Below are 16833 nucleotides of genomic sequence, written 5' to 3'. Positions count from 1 at the left end.
TCTGATGGCACAGAAGACGGCAGCGGAGCTTTCCCCGCCAGACGCGCCGAAAAGCAAGGCCCGCACGGCCGGCTATCGTGCGCTGGCGGGCGCCGCCGACGAGATGATCGACAACAAGGGCAATGTCCGTCCCGTCTGGCAGGCCCTGGTCTCGGCGATCGACACCATGCCGGAAGAGGATCTGCACGAGCGCTTTGCCCGTGCGGATCGCTACCTGCGCGATGCCGGCGTCTTCTACCGTGCCTATGGTTCTGGCGGATCGAGCGAGCGAGCCTGGCCCTTCTCCCACATCCCGGTGATGATCTCGGATGCGGAATGGCAGGTGCTGGCCGAGGGGCTGGTCCAGCGCGCGAATCTCCTGGAAGCGGTCGTCGCGGACATCTATTCGGAAAACCGGCTGGTCCAGGAAGGTTTCCTGCCACCGCAGCTGATCGCCTCGAATCCGGAATTCCTACGCCCGCTTGTCGGCATCAAGCCGGCCGGCGGCCACTACCTGCATTTCTGTTCCTTCGAAATCGGCCGCGGACCCGACGGCAACTGGTGGGTGCTGGCCGATCGCACCCAGGCGCCCTCGGGTGCGGGCTTTGCGCTGGAAAACCGGGTGGCGACCGCCCGCGCCTTCTCCGATGTCTATGCGGAGACCCACGTCCACCGGCTGGCCTCCTTCTTCGGCGCCTTCCGCAAGGCGCTGCAAGCGCGCACCCGCGGCTCGGACGAGCGCATCGCGGTTCTGTCTCCGGGTCCTGCCAACGAGACCTATTTCGAACATGCCTACATCGCCCGCTATCTCGGCATCATGTTGCTCGAAGGTGAGGACCTCACCATCGTCAACGGCAAGGTCATGGTCCGCACTGTCGCCGGCCTCAAGCCCGTCAGCGTCCTCTGGCGCCGCCTCGATGCGGCCTTTGCCGATCCGCTGGAGCTCGATCAGAATTCCTATATCGGCACGCCCGGCATGGTGGAGGCGCTGCGCAACGGCGCCGTCACCTTCGTCAACGCGCTCGGCTCCGGCATTCTCGAAACCCGTGCGCTTCTCGCCTTCATGCCCACCCTCTCGCGCCACCTGCTCGGCGAGGAACTGAAGCTGCCCTCGATCGCCACCTGGTGGTGCGGCCAGAAGGCCGAGCGCGAACACGTCGCGGCCCATCTCGACCGTATGGTCATCGGCTCCGCCTTCTCGCGCCTGCCGTTCTTCGATGACGGCGGACGCTCTGTCATGGGCTCGCGCTACAAGGACCCGCAGGGCCGAACCACTGCCGCATGGCTGGAATCAGAAGCAGGCAACCTGGTGGGCCAGGAAGTCGTGACGCTCTCCACCACGCCTGCCATGATCGACGGCAAGCTCACGCCGCGGCCGATGTCGCTGCGTGTCTTCGCCGCCCGCACCCAGAATGGCTGGCAGATCATGCCCGGCGGCTTTGCCCGGATCGGCAGCGGATCGGATGTCTCGGCGATTGCCATGCAGTCCGGCGGCAGTGCGGCCGATGTCTGGATCGTCTCCGACAAGCCTGTTGACCGCACCTCGCTTTTGCCGGCGGAGGAGACTTTCACCCGCAACATGCCCGGCAGCCTGCCGAGCCGAGCCGCCGACAATCTCTTCTGGCTTGGCCGCTATATCGAGCGCGCCGAAGGGGTGCTGCGCATCCTGCGCGCCTGGCATGCGCGCTATGCCGAAAGCGCCAATCCGGACCAGCCGCTGCTCGCCTTCGTCAGCGAATATCTCTCGAACATCGACGTCGACACCAAGTCCGGTGTGCCGGAAAGCCTGCTCCGCAACATCGACAGCGCCGTCTATTCGGCGAGCAACATCCGCGACCGCTTCTCGCCCGACGGCTGGCTGGCGCTGAACGACCTGTCGAAAACCGCCAAGCGTTTCCATGAAAAGGTAAAGCCCGGCGACGATGCCGCCCATGCCATGACCATCCTGCTGCGCAAGCTCGCGGGCTTTGCCGGTCTCGTGCATGAAAACATGTATCGCTTCACCGGCTGGCGCTTCCTGACCATCGGCCGCCTCCTGGAACGCGGCCTGCACATGACACGCCTGCTTGGCCACATGACCGGCCCCGATGCCCCCGATGGCTCGCTCGACATGCTGCTCGAGATCGGCGACAACGTCATGACCCATCGCCGCCGCTACAATGTCTCGACCGCTCGGCTGACGGTAACCGACCTTCTGGCGCTCGATCCGCTGAATCCGCGCTCGATCCTCTTCCAACTGAACGAGATACGCATCGAGGTCGAGCAATTGCCGAACGCCATGGTCAACGGCCAGATGTCGAGCCTCTTCCGCGAGGCGATGCGCCTGCATTCGGGGCTTGCCGTAATGACGCCGGAAGCCATGTCGGCGGATGTCTACACCAATCTGGAGCGTGAATTGGAGAAGTTCTCCGATATCCTCGCCCAGACCTATTTGAGCTGACGCGATGCTCTACGACCTCTCGCTCCATATCGGTTACCGCTACGAGGTTCCGGCAACCGGCGCCCATCACATGTTGCGGCTTCTGCCGCTCTCGCTTCCCGACCGTCAGCGACTCGTCGCCGGTGCGATCACGGTCAGCCCGGAGCCAGACGAGATCTCGACCTTCAACGACTTCTTTCGCCATCCGACGAGCCACGCCATCCTGCGTGGTCCGCATGAGAAGCTCGACATCCGCATGCAGGCCCGGGTGATGGTTCAGGCCCAGCCGATGGCTGCCGACTTTTCACCGCTGCTCGACCGACTTCCGCAGGAGATCGGCGAAACCTGGTCGCTCGATGCGGAATCACCGCATCATTTTCTCGGCACAAGCCCGCGGCTACCCCGGGACAAGGCGATCGCGGCCTATGTGCGCAGCATGCTGAAACCCAGCATGACAGTACGCCAGATCGCCGAGACGCTCTGCAGCCGCATCCACGAGGACTTCAAATACGACGCCGAAGCAACGACCGTCGACACGACGCCGGCGGAAGCCTTCGACAAGAAGCGCGGCGTCTGCCAGGACTTCTCCCATGTGATGATCGTGGCGCTGCGCAGCCTCGGCATCCCCGCTGGCTATGTCAGCGGCTTCCTGCGCACCATCCCGCCGCCGGGCAAGGAGCGCCTGGAAGGGGCAGACGCCATGCATGCCTGGGTCCGCATCTGGTGCGGCAAGCTCACCGGCTGGCTGGAACTCGACCCCACGAACGACATCGCGGCCGGCACCGATCACATCGTGGTCGGCTACGGCCGGGACTATGCCGACGTCGCACCCGTCATCGGCGTGTTGAAAAGCTATGGCTCGCATCAGACGGACCAGGCCGTGGATGTCATCCCGGTGCGCCAATAGTGCATTCTTACATCGAATTTTATTGATCCCATTAAACGGATCGCAATGGGACGCAGTCTATAACCCTCCAAACGCTGATTTTGGATGGACATGATGACTACCCCTGACAGCCCGCGCAAATCGCTCTTCGCACGTCTTTGGCGCGACCGCGCCGGCAATTTCGGCCTGGCAACGGCCATCCTGCTCCCCGTAGCAGCCGCCACCGCTGGTGTGGCAATCGACTTGAACCGGATGGTCCAGGTGCGCGCCACGTTGCAGGACGCCGCCGACTCGGCCGTCCTGTCTGCAGCAAATGCGCTGGCGAAAGACGACAAACTCTCCGACGACGCCGTTCTCGAATTCGCGCGCAAATTCATGAAGGCACAGCTGAACAACGTGCTTCCAGGCGGCGCAAGCGACCAGACCGACGAGGAAGCGGAAGAAGACCCATTGGCCGGCGCAGTCGGGAATGTCGAGCGAAAGCTCGGAAAGACAGGCAAGACCGTCGAAGTCAGTCTGTCACCGACCTATACCTTGACAACCAATGGCATGACCGCCCTGCTCGGGTGGAAGGAAGTAACCGTCAGCGTTACGGCAACGGCACAAGCCACGCCTGAAAGCGGCGCAGCCGTGTCGATGTATGTCGTGCTGGATCGTTCCGGCTCGATGTCCTTCACCACGAACACGGTCGATACCTCGGTTACGAGCTGCGTGAACTACAGCGCCGCAAACTGGGCCTACAAGGACATCCTGCCCGGCCGAAGGAACTACCTCAATCCGTCAAGCCCTTGCTACGTCAAGAAGATCCAGGCTCTGAAAACGGCCTCGGCGGTCATGATGAACGAGCTGGTGAAGGCTGATCCGAAGGGTGACCTCATCCGTGTTGGCGCAGTGTCTTACAACGACGCCACCCAGCCAGCCTCCGGCATGGCATGGGGCGTCACGACCGCGACCAACTACATCACCGTGCTTCCATCCGTGCCGACCGGCGGCACCAACGCCTCGGGCGGTATGGAGCTTGCCTTCAAGGCTTTGACAGAAGACAACGACGCCGAGAAGAGTGCGCACTCCGCCAAAGGTAATTCGGACTTTGCTCGCTACATTGTCCTGATGACCGATGGCGAAATGACCGGCAACAGCGCTTCCTGGAACCCGGCTATCGACACAAAAGTCCTGGAACAGTGCACAGCTGCAAAAGAGGAAGGCATCGAGATTTTCACGGTTGCCTTCATGGCCCCTCAGAAAGGCAGAGAGCTGCTGCTAGCATGCGCGACGTCTGACGACCACTACAAAGAACCGACCGACATGGCCGGTCTCGTTAAGGCCTTCGGCGACATCGGCAAGGCTGCGGCTGCGGCCTCGACCCGCCTGACCAACTGACACGATCCAAAACGTTTTGGATTTCTCCCACAATTCGACCGCAGCCGTCATGGCTGCGGTCTTATCGCTTCTTCACGCTTTTCAGATAATATAATCAGATCAGGGTCTTGAGGCCCAAGACGGCGCTCCGAACAAAAGTTCTCCTCGCAGCTTCCCGCCTGTTGCAACTGTCTCATTTCGATGCGTAAACTGGCATTCACGGAAGCGGCACCGCTATCGCATTGGCGCCGCCCGGAGACACGAACAACGCCAGGCGGACCGATGATCAAGACTCCCCACAAAGTCGACCTTCCCCTTCCCAAGCGCGGAGTTTCCGATCCGGACGCCCTGGCCGCCGAGATCATGGACAAGCTGACCTACAGCATCGGCAAGGATGCCAAGGTGGCAACGCCGCATGACTGGCTGACAGCAACCATCCTCGTGGTGCGTGACCGCATCATCGACACGTGGATGGAATCGACCCGCACCACCTACATGAACAACGGCAAGCGGGTTTATTATCTATCGCTCGAATTCCTCATCGGCCGCCTCCTGCGCGACGCCATGTCGAACCTCGGCCTGATCGATGACATCCGCCAGGCGCTGTCCTCTCTGTCAGTCGAATTCGACGTGATCGCAGGCCTCGAACCTGACGCAGCGCTCGGCAATGGCGGTCTCGGTCGTCTCGCCGCCTGCTTCATGGAGAGTATGGCAACCGTCAACATTCCGGCCTATGGCTATGGCATCCGCTACGTTCACGGTCTCTTCCGCCAGCAAATGGCGGAGGGCTGGCAGGTGGAACTGCCGGAAAGCTGGCTCGCCCATGGCAACCCCTGGGAATTCGAGCGGCGCGAAAGCTCCTATGAAGTCGGTTTCGGCGGCACGGTCGAAACCGTCGATGGTCCGGATGGCGAGCCGCGTTACGTCTGGAAGCAGGGCGAGCGCGTCATCGCCACCGCCTTTGATACCCCGGCCGTCGGCTGGCGCGGCGAGCGCGTCAACACGCTGCGCCTCTGGTCGGCCCAGCCGATCGACCCCATCCTGCTCGACGCCTTCAACGCCGGCGACCACATTGGCGCGCTCCGCGAGAGCAACAAGGCCGAATCGCTCACCCGCGTCCTCTATCCGGCCGACGCCACGCCCGCCGGCCAGGAACTGCGCCTGCGCCAGGAATTCTTCTTCTGTTCGGCCTCGCTGCAGGACATCGTCCGCCGCCACCTGCAGCAGGGCAACACGCTCGCCCAGCTGCCGGATAAGGTGGCGATCCAGCTCAATGACACCCATCCGGCCGTCTCCGTTGCCGAACTGATGCGCCTGCTGGTCGATGTGCACGGCGTGGCATTCGACGAGGCCTGGGAAATATCGTCCAAGACCTTCTCCTACACAAACCACACACTGCTTCCGGAAGCGCTGGAAAGCTGGCCGGTGCCGCTGTTCGAGCGCCTTTTGCCGCGCCACATGCAGCTCGTTTACGCGATCAACGCCAAGGTCCTGCTCGACGCCCGCAAGAAGCGCGGCTTCAACGACCATGAGATCCGCCAGATCTCGCTGATCGACGAAAGCGGTGATCGCCGCGTGCGCATGGGCAACCTCGCCTTCATGGGCTCGCACTCGATCAACGGCGTCTCCGCGCTGCATACGGAGCTGATGAAGGAAACGGTCTTCTCCGATCTCCACAAGCTCTATCCGACGCGCATCAACAACAAGACCAACGGCATCACCCCACGCCGCTGGCTGATGCAGTGCAATCCCGACTTGACCGACCTCATCAAGGAAGCGATCGGACCGGAATTCCTCGACGATGCAACGAAGCTTAAAGGTCTCGACGCCTTCGCCGACGATCCGGCCTTCCAGCAGAAGTTCGCGGCGGTGAAATTCGCCAACAAGCAGAAGCTTGCGAGCCTCGTGGCAAGCCGCATGGGCATCAAGCTCGATCCGCATGCCATGTTCGACATCCAGATCAAGCGCATCCACGAATACAAGCGCCAGCTTCTCAACATCATCGAGACGGTCGCGCTCTTCGACCAGATCCGCTCGCATCCGGAACGTGACTGGGTGCCGCGCGTCAAGCTCTTCGCCGGCAAGGCAGCGCCCAGCTACCACAACGCCAAGCTGATCATCAAACTGGCCAACGACGTCGCCCGCATCATCAACACCGACCCCTCGGTGCGCGGTCTGCTTAAGGTCGTTTTCATTCCCAACTACAACGTCTCTCTCGCCGAAGTCATGGTGCCCGCCGCCGACCTTTCCGAACAGATTTCCACCGCCGGCATGGAAGCGTCTGGAACCGGGAACATGAAGTTCGCGTTGAATGGTGCATTGACCATTGGAACGCTCGACGGCGCCAATGTCGAAATGCGCGATCATGTGGGCGAGGAGAACATCGTGATTTTTGGAATGACCGCAGACGAGGTCGGACGCGTGAGGGCCGATGGACACAATCCGCGCGCCGCAATCGATGCCTCGCGCGAACTGCAGCAGGCCCTCTCGTCGATCGCATCCGGCGTCTTCTCGCCTGACGATCGCGATCGCTATGCCGATCTGATGCAGGGCATTTACCAGCATGACTGGTTCATGGTTGCCGCCGATTTCGACGCCTATGCCAAGGCCCAGCGTCAGGTGGACGACATCTGGACCGATACCTCGGCCTGGTATTCCAAGACCATCCGCAACACGGCCCGCATGGGCTGGTTCTCGTCGGATCGCACCATCCGGCAATACAACGCGGATATCTGGAGAGCTTGATGGCAAAATCACCGAAGAGGAGCGGTGACGTAGCGAAGCCGGACACACCGTCGGCAGCAGAAATCGAAGCGATCATCCACGGGACGCATGGCGACCCCTTCGCCTTTCTCGGCGTGCACGAGGCAGGCGCGGGCCATGTCGCGCGTTGCTTCATCCCGGGCGCCGAGACGGTGGTCGCCTACAATCTGGCCGGAGACCAGGTCGGCGAACTCGCGCGTCTGCACGATGCCGGCTTCTTTTCAGGCCCGGTCAAGCTCGATGGTGTTCTGCCGGTCCGCTACCGCGCCACCCGCGGCGATGCCGAATGGACGGTGACCGACCCCTACAGCTTCTGGCCGATCCTCGGGCCGATGGACGATTACTTCATCAAGGAAGGGTCGCATCTGCGCCTCTTCGACAAGATGGGCGCCCATCCGATCAAGCATCAGGGTGTCGACGGCTTTCACTTCGCCGTCTGGGCCCCCAATGCCCGCCGCGTCTCCGTCGTCGGTGATTTCAACGACTGGGACGGACGTCGCCACGTCATGCGTCTGCGCCGCGACACCGGCATCTGGGAAATCTTCGCGCCTGATGTCCGGGCCGGCGCCAGCTACAAGTTCGAAATCGTCGGGCCGCATGGCGATCTTCAGCCGCTGAAGGCCGACCCATTTGCGCGCCGCGCCGAGATGCGGCCGAAGAACGCCTCGGTGACGACACCTGAGCTCGAACAGGACTGGGAAGACGAGGCCCACCGCAAGCACTGGGCAAGCATCGACCAGCGCCGCCAGCCGATTTCGATCTACGAGGTCCATGCCGGGTCCTGGCAGCGCCGCGACGACGGCTCCATGCTGACCTGGGACGAGATGGCCGCAAGGCTGATCCCCTACTGCGTCGACATGGGCTTTACCCATATCGAATTCATGCCGGTGACCGAGCACCCTTACGACCCGTCCTGGGGCTATCAGACGACGGGGCTTTACGCGCCAAGCGCCCGCTTCGGCGAGCCGGAGGGTTTTGCCCGTTTCGTCAACGGCTGCCACAAGGTGGGCTTGAGCGTCATCCTCGACTGGGTGCCTGCGCATTTCCCGACGGACGCCCACGGGCTTCGCAACTTCGACGGAACGGCTCTCTACGAACATGCCGACCCCCGCCAGGGCTTTCACCCGGACTGGAACACCGCGATCTACAATTTCGGTCGTCAGGAGGTTCTGTCCTACCTGATCAACAACGCCCTCTACTGGGCCGAGAAATTCCACCTCGACGGCCTGCGCGTCGATGCGGTCGCGTCCATGCTCTACCTCGACTATTCCCGCAAGGAAGGCGAGTGGATCCCCAACGAATATGGCGGGCGGGAAAACCTGGAGTCGGTGCGCTTCCTCCAGCAGATGAACCACCACGCCTATGGCAGCCATCCGGGCATCATGACGATTGCCGAGGAGAGCACCTCCTGGCCGAAGGTCTCACAGCCGGTCCATGAAGGCGGCCTCGGCTTCGGTTTCAAGTGGAACATGGGTTTCATGCATGACACCCTGAGCTACTTCGCCCGGGATCCGATCTACAGGAAGTACCATCATCAGGAGCTGACCTTCGGCCTGCTCTATGCCTTTTCCGAGAACTTCGTCCTGCCGATCAGCCACGACGAAGTGGTACACGGCAAGGGTTCGATGATCGCGAAGATGCCCGGTGACGACTGGCAGAAGTTCGCCAATCTCCGCGCCTATTACGGCTATATGTGGGGCCATCCCGGCAAGAAACTGCTGTTCATGGGCCAGGAGTTCGCGCAGTGGAGTGAGTGGTCCGAGGCCCGGTCCCTCGATTGGAACCTGCTCGATTATGCCCCGCATGAGGGCATGCGCCGGCTGGTCCGCGACCTCAACTTCACCTATCGCTCCAAGCCGGCACTCCATGCCCGCGATTGCGAGGGCGAGGGCTTCGAGTGGATCAATGCGGATGATCAGGAAAATTCGGTGCTCGCCTGGCTGCGCAAGGCACCCGGCGAAAAGCCGATCGCCGTGATTTGCAACCTGACGCCGAACTATCACGAACAATACGAATTGAGCTTGCCTGCGGCTGGCCGTTGGCGTGAGATACTGAACACCGATGCCGAAATCTATGGTGGTAGCGGTAAGGGCAATGGTGGCCGCGTGGAGGCGCATGCCACGGGAAGCGGATGGGCAAAAGCAGGGCTGACCCTGCCGCCGCTGGCCGTGATCATGCTGGAATTGGAACAGTAAGGGGAGGAAATACATGACCGAGAAAACGGCAAGAAGCTTGTCGCGCGATGCCATGGCCTATGTACTGGCCGGCGGGCGCGGCAGCCGCCTGAAGGAATTGACGGATCGGCGCGCCAAGCCCGCCGTCTATTTCGGCGGCAAGGCCCGCATCATTGACTTTGCCCTCTCCAACGCCCTGAACTCCGGTATCCGCCGTATCGGCGTGGCCACCCAGTACAAGGCCCATTCACTGATCCGCCATCTGCAGCTCGGCTGGAACTTCTTCCGCCCCGAGCGCAACGAGAGCTTCGACATTCTGCCGGCCTCGCAGCGCGTCTCCGAAACGCAATGGTACGAAGGCACCGCCGACGCCGTTTACCAGAACGCCGATATCATCGAATCCTACGCCCCCGAATACATGGTCATCTTGGCCGGCGACCATATCTACAAGATGGACTACGAGCTGATGCTGCAGCAGCACGTCACCTCGGGCGCCGACGTCACCATCGGCTGCCTGGAAGTGCCGCGCATGGAAGCAACCGGCTTCGGCGTCATGCATGTCGATGCCACCGACAGGATCATCGACTTCGTCGAAAAGCCGGCCGACCCGCCGGGCATTCCCGGCAACGAAGACCATGCCCTCGCCTCGATGGGCATCTATGTCTTCCACACCAAGTTCCTGATGGAACTCCTGCGCCGCGATGCGGCCGACCCGGATTCGAGCCGTGACTTCGGCAAGGACATCATCCCCTACGTGGTCAAGAGCGGCAAAGCGGTGGCCCACCGCTTTGCCCAGTCCTGCGTCCGCTCCGATTTCGAACGCACGCCCTACTGGCGCGACGTCGGGACGATCGACGCCTACTGGCAGGCCAACATCGACCTGACCGACATTGTTCCGGAGCTCGATCTCTACGACAAGACCTGGCCGATCTGGACCTATTCCGAGATCACCCCGCCGGCGAAATTCGTCCATGACGACGAGGGTCGTCGCGGCTCGGCGATCTCCTCGCTGGTCTCAGGCGACTGCATCATCTCCGGTTCGGCGCTCTACAAGAGCCTGCTGTTTACCGGCGTGCGCGCCAATTCCTATTCCCGACTCGAAGGCGCAGTCGTCCTGCCCAAGGTGCAGATCGGCCGTCATGCGCGTCTCACAAATGTCGTGATAGACCATGGCGTGGTGATCCCGGAGGGGCTGATCGTCGGTGAGGATCCGGAAATGGATGCCAAGCGCTTCCGTCGCAGCGAAAACGGGATCTGCCTCATCACGCAGTCGATGATCGACAAACTAGGTTAGCCGCATCCATGAAGGTCCTTTCGGTCGCCTCCGAACTCTATCCGCTGATCAAGACCGGAGGCCTCGCCGACGTTGCGGGCGCGCTTCCCATCGCGCTCGCCGCCCATGGCGTCGAGACGAAGACGCTGATCCCCGGCTATCCGGCCGTTATGAAAGCGGTGAAGAAGGCCAAGAAGGTCCACGAGTTCGAGGATATTCTCGATGAACGGGCGACACTTCTCGAGGTAAAACACGAGGGCCTCGAACTTTTGATCATCGACTGCCCGCCACTCTACGAGCGGTCGGGTGGTCCCTATCTCGATACGCAGGGACGGGACTACCCCGACAACTGGAAGCGCTTCGCCGTCCTCTCCAAGGTGGGCGCCGAGATCGCGGCGGGCGTGCTGCCCAGCTTCAAACCGGACCTCGTCCATGTACATGACTGGCAGGGTGCTCTGGTTCCCGTCTACATGCGTTACGCCGAGGCGCCGGAAGTGCCGAGCCTCATCACCATCCACAACATCGCCTTCCAGGGGCAGTTCGGCGCCACACTCTTCCCCTATCTTGGCCTGCCTGGACATGCATGGCACGAGGCGCTCGAATATTACGGCACGATCAGCTATCTGAAGAGCGGTCTTCTGACCGCCCATGCGCTGTCCACGGTCAGCCCTTCCTATGCCGAGGAAATCCTGACACCCGAATTCGGCATGGGCCTTGATGGCGTCATCGCCAGCCGCGCCGCTGACCTCTACGGCATCGTCAACGGCATCGATGCCGACGTCTGGAACCCGGCCAGCGATCCACTGCTCACCACCCACTATTCCGGATCAGCACTGAAGAAGCGCGCCGGCAACCGTGCGGCCATGGTCGAGCGCTTTGCATTTGATGGCGACGATGGCCCGATCTTTTGCGTCATCTCGCGCCTCACCTGGCAGAAGGGACTCGACCTGCTGCCCGACGTCATCGACGAAATCGTCAATGCCGGCGGCAGGCTGGCGATCCTTGGTTCCGGGGAAAGCGGCATCGAGGCCGCACTTCAGAACGCCGCCGCCCATCATCGCGGCCGTGTCAGCATGATACTTGGATATGATGAAGCGCTGTCGCATATCATGCAGGCCGGTTCCGACATCATCCTCGTGCCCTCGCGCTTCGAGCCCTGCGGGCTGACACAGCTCTACGCCCTGCGCTACGGCTGTGTTCCGCTTGTGGCCCGCACCGGCGGCCTCGCCGATACCATCATCGACGCCAATGAAGCGGCCTTGGCTGCTGGTGTTGCAACCGGCGTGCAGTTTGCGCCGGTGACATCAGATGCCCTCCGCCGCGCCATCCGCCGCACGCTTCGCCTCTACAGTGACCAGCGTCTCTGGTCGCAAATGCAGAAGCAAGGCATGAAATCCGACGTCTCCTGGAACAGGAGCGGCACGACCTATGCCGACCTTTATCAACGCCTCGTCTCGAAAGGCCAGTAATCGATGATCTCGACCGTCTCCACGAAACCCTATGCGGACCAGAAGCCCGGCACATCGGGACTGCGCAAGAAGGTTCCGGTGTTCCAGCAGGAGAACTATGCGGAGAACTTCATCCAGGCGATCTTCGACAGCCTGGAAGGCTTCGAAGGCCAGACGCTAGTGATCGGCGGCGACGGCCGCTATTACAACCGCGAAGTCATCCAGGTGGCGCTGAAAATGGCCGCCGCCAATGGCTTCGGCAAGGTCATGGTCGGCCAGGGCGGCATTCTCTCGACGCCAGCTGCCTCGCATGTCATCCGCAAATACCATGCCTTTGGCGGCATCGTGCTCTCGGCCAGCCACAATCCCGGCGGCCCGACCGAAGACTTCGGCATCAAGTACAATATCGGCAATGGCGGCCCGGCACCGGAGAAGATCACCGACGCGATCTTCGCCCGCACCCGCAACATCGACAGTTACAAGATAGCGGACGTCGCCGACATCGATCTCGACACGGTCGGCAGCTTCGATCTCGCCGGCATGACCGTCGAGGTGATCGACCCGGTCGCCGACTATGCCGACCTGATGGAAACCCTCTTCGACTTCCCGGCGATCCGCGCGCTGATTGCAGGCGGCTTCCGCGTGGTGATCGATTCGATGAGCGCCGTCACTGGCCCCTATGCCGTCGAGATCCTCGAAAATCGCCTCGGCGCAGCCGCAGGCTCCGTGCGCAACGAAATCCCGCTGCCCGACTTCGGCCACCACCATCCGGACCCGAACCTCGTCCATGCGAAGGAGCTCTATGACGATGTCATGAGCGCCGATGGTCCGGACTTCGGTGCGGCATCCGACGGCGACGGCGACCGCAATATGGTCGTCGGCAAGGGCATGTTCGTCACGCCCTCCGACAGCCTCGCGATGATCGCCGCAAATGCCACCTGCGCGCCCGGCTACAGACAAGGCATAGCCGGCATCGCCCGCTCCATGCCGACAAGTGCCGCCGCCGACCGCGTGGCGGAAAAACTTGGCATCGGCATGTACGAGACCCCGACCGGCTGGAAGTTCTTCGGCAATCTGATGGATGCCGGCAAGGTCACCGTCTGCGGCGAGGAAAGCTTCGGCACCGGCTCCGACCATGTGCGCGAAAAGGATGGCCTCTGGGCGGTGCTCTTTTGGCTGAACATCGTCGCTGCCCGCAAGCAGAGCGTCAAGCAGATCGTGGAAAGCCACTGGGCCGAATACGGCCGCAACTACTATTCCCGCCACGACTATGAAGGCGTCGACACCGACAATGCCAACGCCCTTGTCGCAGCGCTCCGCGCCAAGCTCGACAGCCTGCCCGGCACCAAGATCAACGGCCTGACAGTCAGCGCCGCCGACGACTTCGCCTATCACGACCCGATCGACCACTCCGTCTCGAAGAACCAGGGCATCCGCATCCTCTTTGACGGCGGCAGCCGCATCGTCTTTCGCCTGTCCGGCACCGGCACCTCGGGCGCGACGCTTCGCCTCTATGTCGAGCGCTACGAGCCCGACGCCAGCCGCCACGGCATCGAGACGCAAGGAGCCTTGGCCGACCTCATCGCGGCAGCCGAGGAAGTGGCCGAGATCAAGCGCTACACCGGCATGAACGAGCCGACGGTCATTACCTGATCCCCTAGAGACCTTCGCTCACGCATTAGAACCCCGGCGCCTTCGGCTCCGGGGTTTTTCTTTGCGATGGACCGCAGCGGCGATTGACTCCCTCATCATATCCACTATTCTGGATATATGGATGAAAAATCGACGATTGCGGCGCTTGCCGCCCTGGCACAGCCGACGCGCCTGCAGACCTTTCGCCTGCTGGTGGCGCATGAGCCAGACGGCGTGCCCGCAGGTGAACTCGCCCGACTGATCGGCGTGCCGCAGAACACCATGTCGGCGCATCTGTCGACGCTGTCCCAGGCCGGCCTGGTCACGGGAGAGCGTCAGAGCCGCTCGATCCTCTACCGCGCTGATCTCGACCGCTTCCGCGCGGTTGCCCTTTACCTGCTCAAGGATTGCTGCGGCGGCAATGCCAGCCTCTGCCAGCCGCTGATCGACGATCTCGCCTGCTGTTCACCCACCCTCGAAGTCACCCGCCCCAACTGAGAGACCGGCCATGTCCGACAAGATCTACAACGTGCTCTTCCTCTGCACCGGCAATTCAGCCCGCTCGGTCATCGCGGAAGCGATCCTCAACAGGCTCGGCCAGGGCAAGTTCAAGGCCTATTCCGCCGGCTCCCAGCCGAAGGGTGAAGTTCACCCCTACACGCTGCAGCTCCTCAAGGGCATGAACTACGACACGAGCTTCGCCCGCTCGAAGAACTGGGACGAGTTCGCAGTCCCCGGCGCCCCTGAACTCGATTTCGTCTTCACCGTCTGCGACAACGCGGCCGCCGAAGCCTGCCCCGTCTGGCCCGGCCAACCGATGACCGCCCATTGGGGCGTGCCGGATCCGGCCGCTGCCGAAGGCACGGACAGCGAAAAGCATTTCGCCTTCGCCGAGGCCTATCGCATGCTCAATCACCGCATCTCGATCTTCGTCAGCCTGCCGATGACGAGCCTCGATAAGCTGTCCCTGCAGAAGCGGCTGCACGAGATCGGCAGCAGCACACAGACGGCCGGCTGAAGACCATGGCCGATCTTTCCCGCCGCCTCGCAGCCGAGGCGCTTGGCACCGCCATGCTGGTCGCAACCGTCGTCGGCTCCGGCATCATGGCCGACCGGCTTTCCGATGACGTTGCCGTCTCCCTGCTCGGCAACACGATCCCGACCGGCGCGATCCTCTTCGTGCTGATCACGATCCTGGGGCCGATATCCGGTGCCCATTTCAACCCGGTCGTGACTATGGTCTTCGCTCTTCGCAAGGAGTTGGAGGCCTCCGCCATCCTGCCCTACATGCTCGCGCAGATCCTCGGCGGCATCGCCGGCACGCTCATCGCCCACGTGATGTTCGACCTGCCCGTCTTCCAGATCTCCGAAACGGTGCGGACTGGATCGGCGCAATGGAGCGCAGAAGCGGTGGCAACTTTCGGCCTGCTCCTCACCATCCTCGGCGGGCTGCGCTTCAAGGCGGACGCCATCCCGATGCTGGTCGGCCTCTACATCACGGCCGCCTACTGGTTCACCGCCTCGACGTCCTTCGCCAATCCGGCGGTGGCCATCGCCCGCAGCCTGACCAATACCTTTGCCGGCATTCGTCCCCTCGACCTGCCAGGCTTCATCATCGCACAGGTCGTCGGCGCAGTGCTGGCGTCCATGCTCGCCACCTGGCTCTTTGCCGATAGCCGCAACAAAATCCCCCCGATCATACCCGAAGGAACGGAACGTCCATGACCGTCACCATTTATCACAACCCTGCCTGTGGCACCTCGCGCAACACGCTTGAAATCATCCGTCACGCGGGCATCGAACCAGTGGTCATCGAATACTTGAAGACCCCGCCGAGCAAGGAAGATCTGGCGAAGATGATCGCCGACTCCGGCCTTTCGGTACGCGAGGCGATCCGCGAGAAGGGCACGCCCTACGAAGAACTTGGCCTTGCCGATCCCGCGCTCTCGGACGACCAGCTGCTCGACGCGATGATCACGACTCCCATCCTGATCAACCGCCCCCTTGTCGTCACCGAGATGGGCACGCGCCTCTGCCGCCCGTCGGAAGTCGTGCTCGACATCTTGGCCCCAGACGCCTTCACCTCTGCCTTCATCAAGGAAGACGGCGAAGCCGTGCTCGATGCGGAGGGCAAGCGAATTGTCTGATATGAAAGTAGACCTGCCCGCCGCCGATCTCGATCACCTGCGCCTGCCGGATCTGGAGGCGCTGCGGCGCCCCTTCTCCACCCACAAGCCGCGTATCCTGATCCTCTATGGCTCGCTGCGTCAGGTCTCCTTCAGCCGCCTGCTGGCGATGGAAGCCAAGCGGCTGCTCGAACATTTCGGCGCCGACGTGAGGGTTTTCGACCCTTCAGGCCTGCCTTTGCCGGACGACGCACCCGTCAGCCATCCAAAGGTGCAGGAACTGCGCGACCTCTCCGAATGGTCGGAAGGCCAGGTCTGGGTGAGCCCCGAGCGTCACGGCACGCTGACCGGCATCATGAAGGCGCAGATCGACTGGATTCCCCTGTCCGTCGGCGCCGTCCGCCCGACCCAGGGCAAGACGCTCGCCGTCATGCAGGTCTCCGGCGGCTCGCAGTCGTTCAATGCGGTCAACGCCATGCGCCTGCTCGGCCGCTGGATGCGGATGATCACAATCCCCAACCAGTCTTCCGTTGCGAAGGCCTGGCAGGAGTTCGACGGCGATGGTCGGATGAAGCCCTCGGCCTATTACGAGCGCGTCGTAGACGTCTGCGAAGAACTGATAAAGTTCACGCTTCTGACCCGTGACATCTCGGACTACCTCACCGATCGCTACAGCGAACGCAAGGAAGAGGCCGTGAAAGCAGTGAACCTCAAGGCCATGTGAGCGCAACCGCTCTGGCCGAAGATCGCTCGCCTGCTATTGTTCCATCAGGC

13 protein-coding genes are annotated in these 16833 nt (G+C 62.4%); all 13 read left to right on the top strand.

Features of this window, described 5'->3' with window-relative positions; genetic code table 11:
• Positions 1–4: 4 nt before the first annotated feature.
• The 13 genes from IP85_RS03090 to arsH all read left to right on the top strand — a co-directional run bounded on the left by IP85_RS03090 (position 5) and on the right by arsH (position 16783).
• Positions 5–2419: a circularly permuted type 2 ATP-grasp protein gene (locus IP85_RS03090; protein WP_054148208.1), complete on the top strand. Its 2415-nt coding sequence runs from the start codon at positions 5–7 to the stop codon at positions 2417–2419.
• Positions 2420–2423: 4 nt separating this feature from the next.
• On the top strand, positions 2424–3305 hold the full coding sequence (locus IP85_RS03085; protein WP_054148207.1) for a transglutaminase family protein: 882 nt from the start codon (positions 2424–2426) through the stop codon (positions 3303–3305).
• A 90-nt stretch (positions 3306–3395) separates the two neighbouring features.
• A complete protein-coding gene (locus IP85_RS03080) occupies positions 3396–4664 on the top strand; it encodes a TadE/TadG family type IV pilus assembly protein (protein WP_171901599.1) in 1269 nt (422 codons plus the stop codon).
• A 261-nt stretch (positions 4665–4925) separates the two neighbouring features.
• Positions 4926–7388 (top strand): glycogen/starch/alpha-glucan phosphorylase, encoded by a 2463-nt coding sequence (locus IP85_RS03075; protein ID WP_054148205.1) that lies wholly within the window; start codon positions 4926–4928, stop codon positions 7386–7388.
• The gene (gene glgB / locus IP85_RS03070) at positions 7388–9601 is read left to right on the top strand and encodes a 1,4-alpha-glucan branching protein GlgB (RefSeq protein WP_054148204.1); all 2214 of its coding nucleotides are present in this window, start codon (positions 7388–7390) and stop codon (positions 9599–9601) included. Before IP85_RS03075 ends, glgB begins: the two co-directional genes overlap by 1 nt.
• A 13-nt stretch (positions 9602–9614) precedes the next feature.
• Positions 9615–10874: a glucose-1-phosphate adenylyltransferase gene (gene glgC / locus IP85_RS03065; RefSeq protein ID WP_054148203.1), complete on the top strand. Its 1260-nt coding sequence runs from the start codon at positions 9615–9617 to the stop codon at positions 10872–10874.
• 8 nt (positions 10875–10882) lie between these two features.
• On the top strand, positions 10883–12322 hold the full coding sequence (glgA, locus tag IP85_RS03060) for a glycogen synthase GlgA (protein ID WP_054148202.1): 1440 nt from the start codon (positions 10883–10885) through the stop codon (positions 12320–12322).
• A 3-nt stretch (positions 12323–12325) separates the two neighbouring features.
• Positions 12326–13954 (top strand): alpha-D-glucose phosphate-specific phosphoglucomutase, encoded by a 1629-nt coding sequence (locus tag IP85_RS03055; RefSeq protein WP_054148201.1) that lies wholly within the window; start codon positions 12326–12328, stop codon positions 13952–13954.
• 117 nt (positions 13955–14071) lie between these two features.
• On the top strand, positions 14072–14431 hold the full coding sequence (locus IP85_RS03050; RefSeq protein ID WP_054148200.1) for a metalloregulator ArsR/SmtB family transcription factor: 360 nt from the start codon (positions 14072–14074) through the stop codon (positions 14429–14431).
• Positions 14432–14441: 10 nt separating this feature from the next.
• Complete coding sequence (locus IP85_RS03045) at positions 14442–14951, top strand: arsenate reductase ArsC (protein WP_054148199.1); 510 nt, start codon at positions 14442–14444, stop codon at positions 14949–14951.
• A 5-nt stretch (positions 14952–14956) separates the two neighbouring features.
• Complete coding sequence (locus IP85_RS03040; RefSeq protein ID WP_054148198.1) at positions 14957–15658, top strand: MIP/aquaporin family protein; 702 nt, start codon at positions 14957–14959, stop codon at positions 15656–15658.
• Positions 15655–16080, top strand: coding sequence for an arsenate reductase (glutaredoxin) (gene arsC / locus IP85_RS03035; protein WP_054148197.1), 426 nt, complete (start codon positions 15655–15657; stop codon positions 16078–16080). Before IP85_RS03040 ends, arsC begins: the two co-directional genes overlap by 4 nt.
• Before the next feature lies 1 nt (position 16081).
• Entirely contained in the window at positions 16082–16783 is a 702-nt protein-coding gene (gene arsH, locus IP85_RS03030) for an arsenical resistance protein ArsH (protein ID WP_153763617.1), read from the top strand.
• Positions 16784–16833 lie beyond the last annotated feature (50 nt).

It is taken from the genome of Rhizobium sp. AAP116 (assembly GCF_001295785.1).
GTDB lineage: Bacteria > Pseudomonadota > Alphaproteobacteria > Rhizobiales > Rhizobiaceae > Allorhizobium.
This window is presented reverse-complemented; position numbering and strand designations above follow the sequence as displayed.

Bases quoted from the DNA above. Each gene is read 5' to 3' on its own strand.
- IP85_RS03080 (WP_171901599.1), top strand. From the start codon at position 3,396: ATGATGACTACCCCTGACAGCCCGCGCAAATCGCTCTTCGCACGTCTT.
- arsC (WP_054148197.1), top strand. From the start codon at position 15,655: ATGACCGTCACCATTTATCACAACCCTGCCTGTGGCACCTCGCGCAAC.
- IP85_RS03040 (WP_054148198.1), top strand. From the start codon at position 14,957: ATGGCCGATCTTTCCCGCCGCCTCGCAGCCGAGGCGCTTGGCACCGCC.
- glgC (WP_054148203.1), top strand. From the start codon at position 9,615: ATGACCGAGAAAACGGCAAGAAGCTTGTCGCGCGATGCCATGGCCTAT.
- glgA (WP_054148202.1), top strand. From the start codon at position 10,883: ATGAAGGTCCTTTCGGTCGCCTCCGAACTCTATCCGCTGATCAAGACC.
- IP85_RS03090 (WP_054148208.1), top strand. From the start codon at position 5: ATGGCACAGAAGACGGCAGCGGAGCTTTCCCCGCCAGACGCGCCGAAA.
- IP85_RS03045 (WP_054148199.1), top strand. From the start codon at position 14,442: ATGTCCGACAAGATCTACAACGTGCTCTTCCTCTGCACCGGCAATTCA.
- IP85_RS03055 (WP_054148201.1), top strand. From the start codon at position 12,326: ATGATCTCGACCGTCTCCACGAAACCCTATGCGGACCAGAAGCCCGGC.
- arsH (WP_153763617.1), top strand. From the start codon at position 16,082: ATGAAAGTAGACCTGCCCGCCGCCGATCTCGATCACCTGCGCCTGCCG.
- IP85_RS03050 (WP_054148200.1), top strand. From the start codon at position 14,072: ATGGATGAAAAATCGACGATTGCGGCGCTTGCCGCCCTGGCACAGCCG.
- glgB (WP_054148204.1), top strand. From the start codon at position 7,388: ATGGCAAAATCACCGAAGAGGAGCGGTGACGTAGCGAAGCCGGACACA.
- IP85_RS03075 (WP_054148205.1), top strand. From the start codon at position 4,926: ATGATCAAGACTCCCCACAAAGTCGACCTTCCCCTTCCCAAGCGCGGA.
- IP85_RS03085 (WP_054148207.1), top strand. From the start codon at position 2,424: ATGCTCTACGACCTCTCGCTCCATATCGGTTACCGCTACGAGGTTCCG.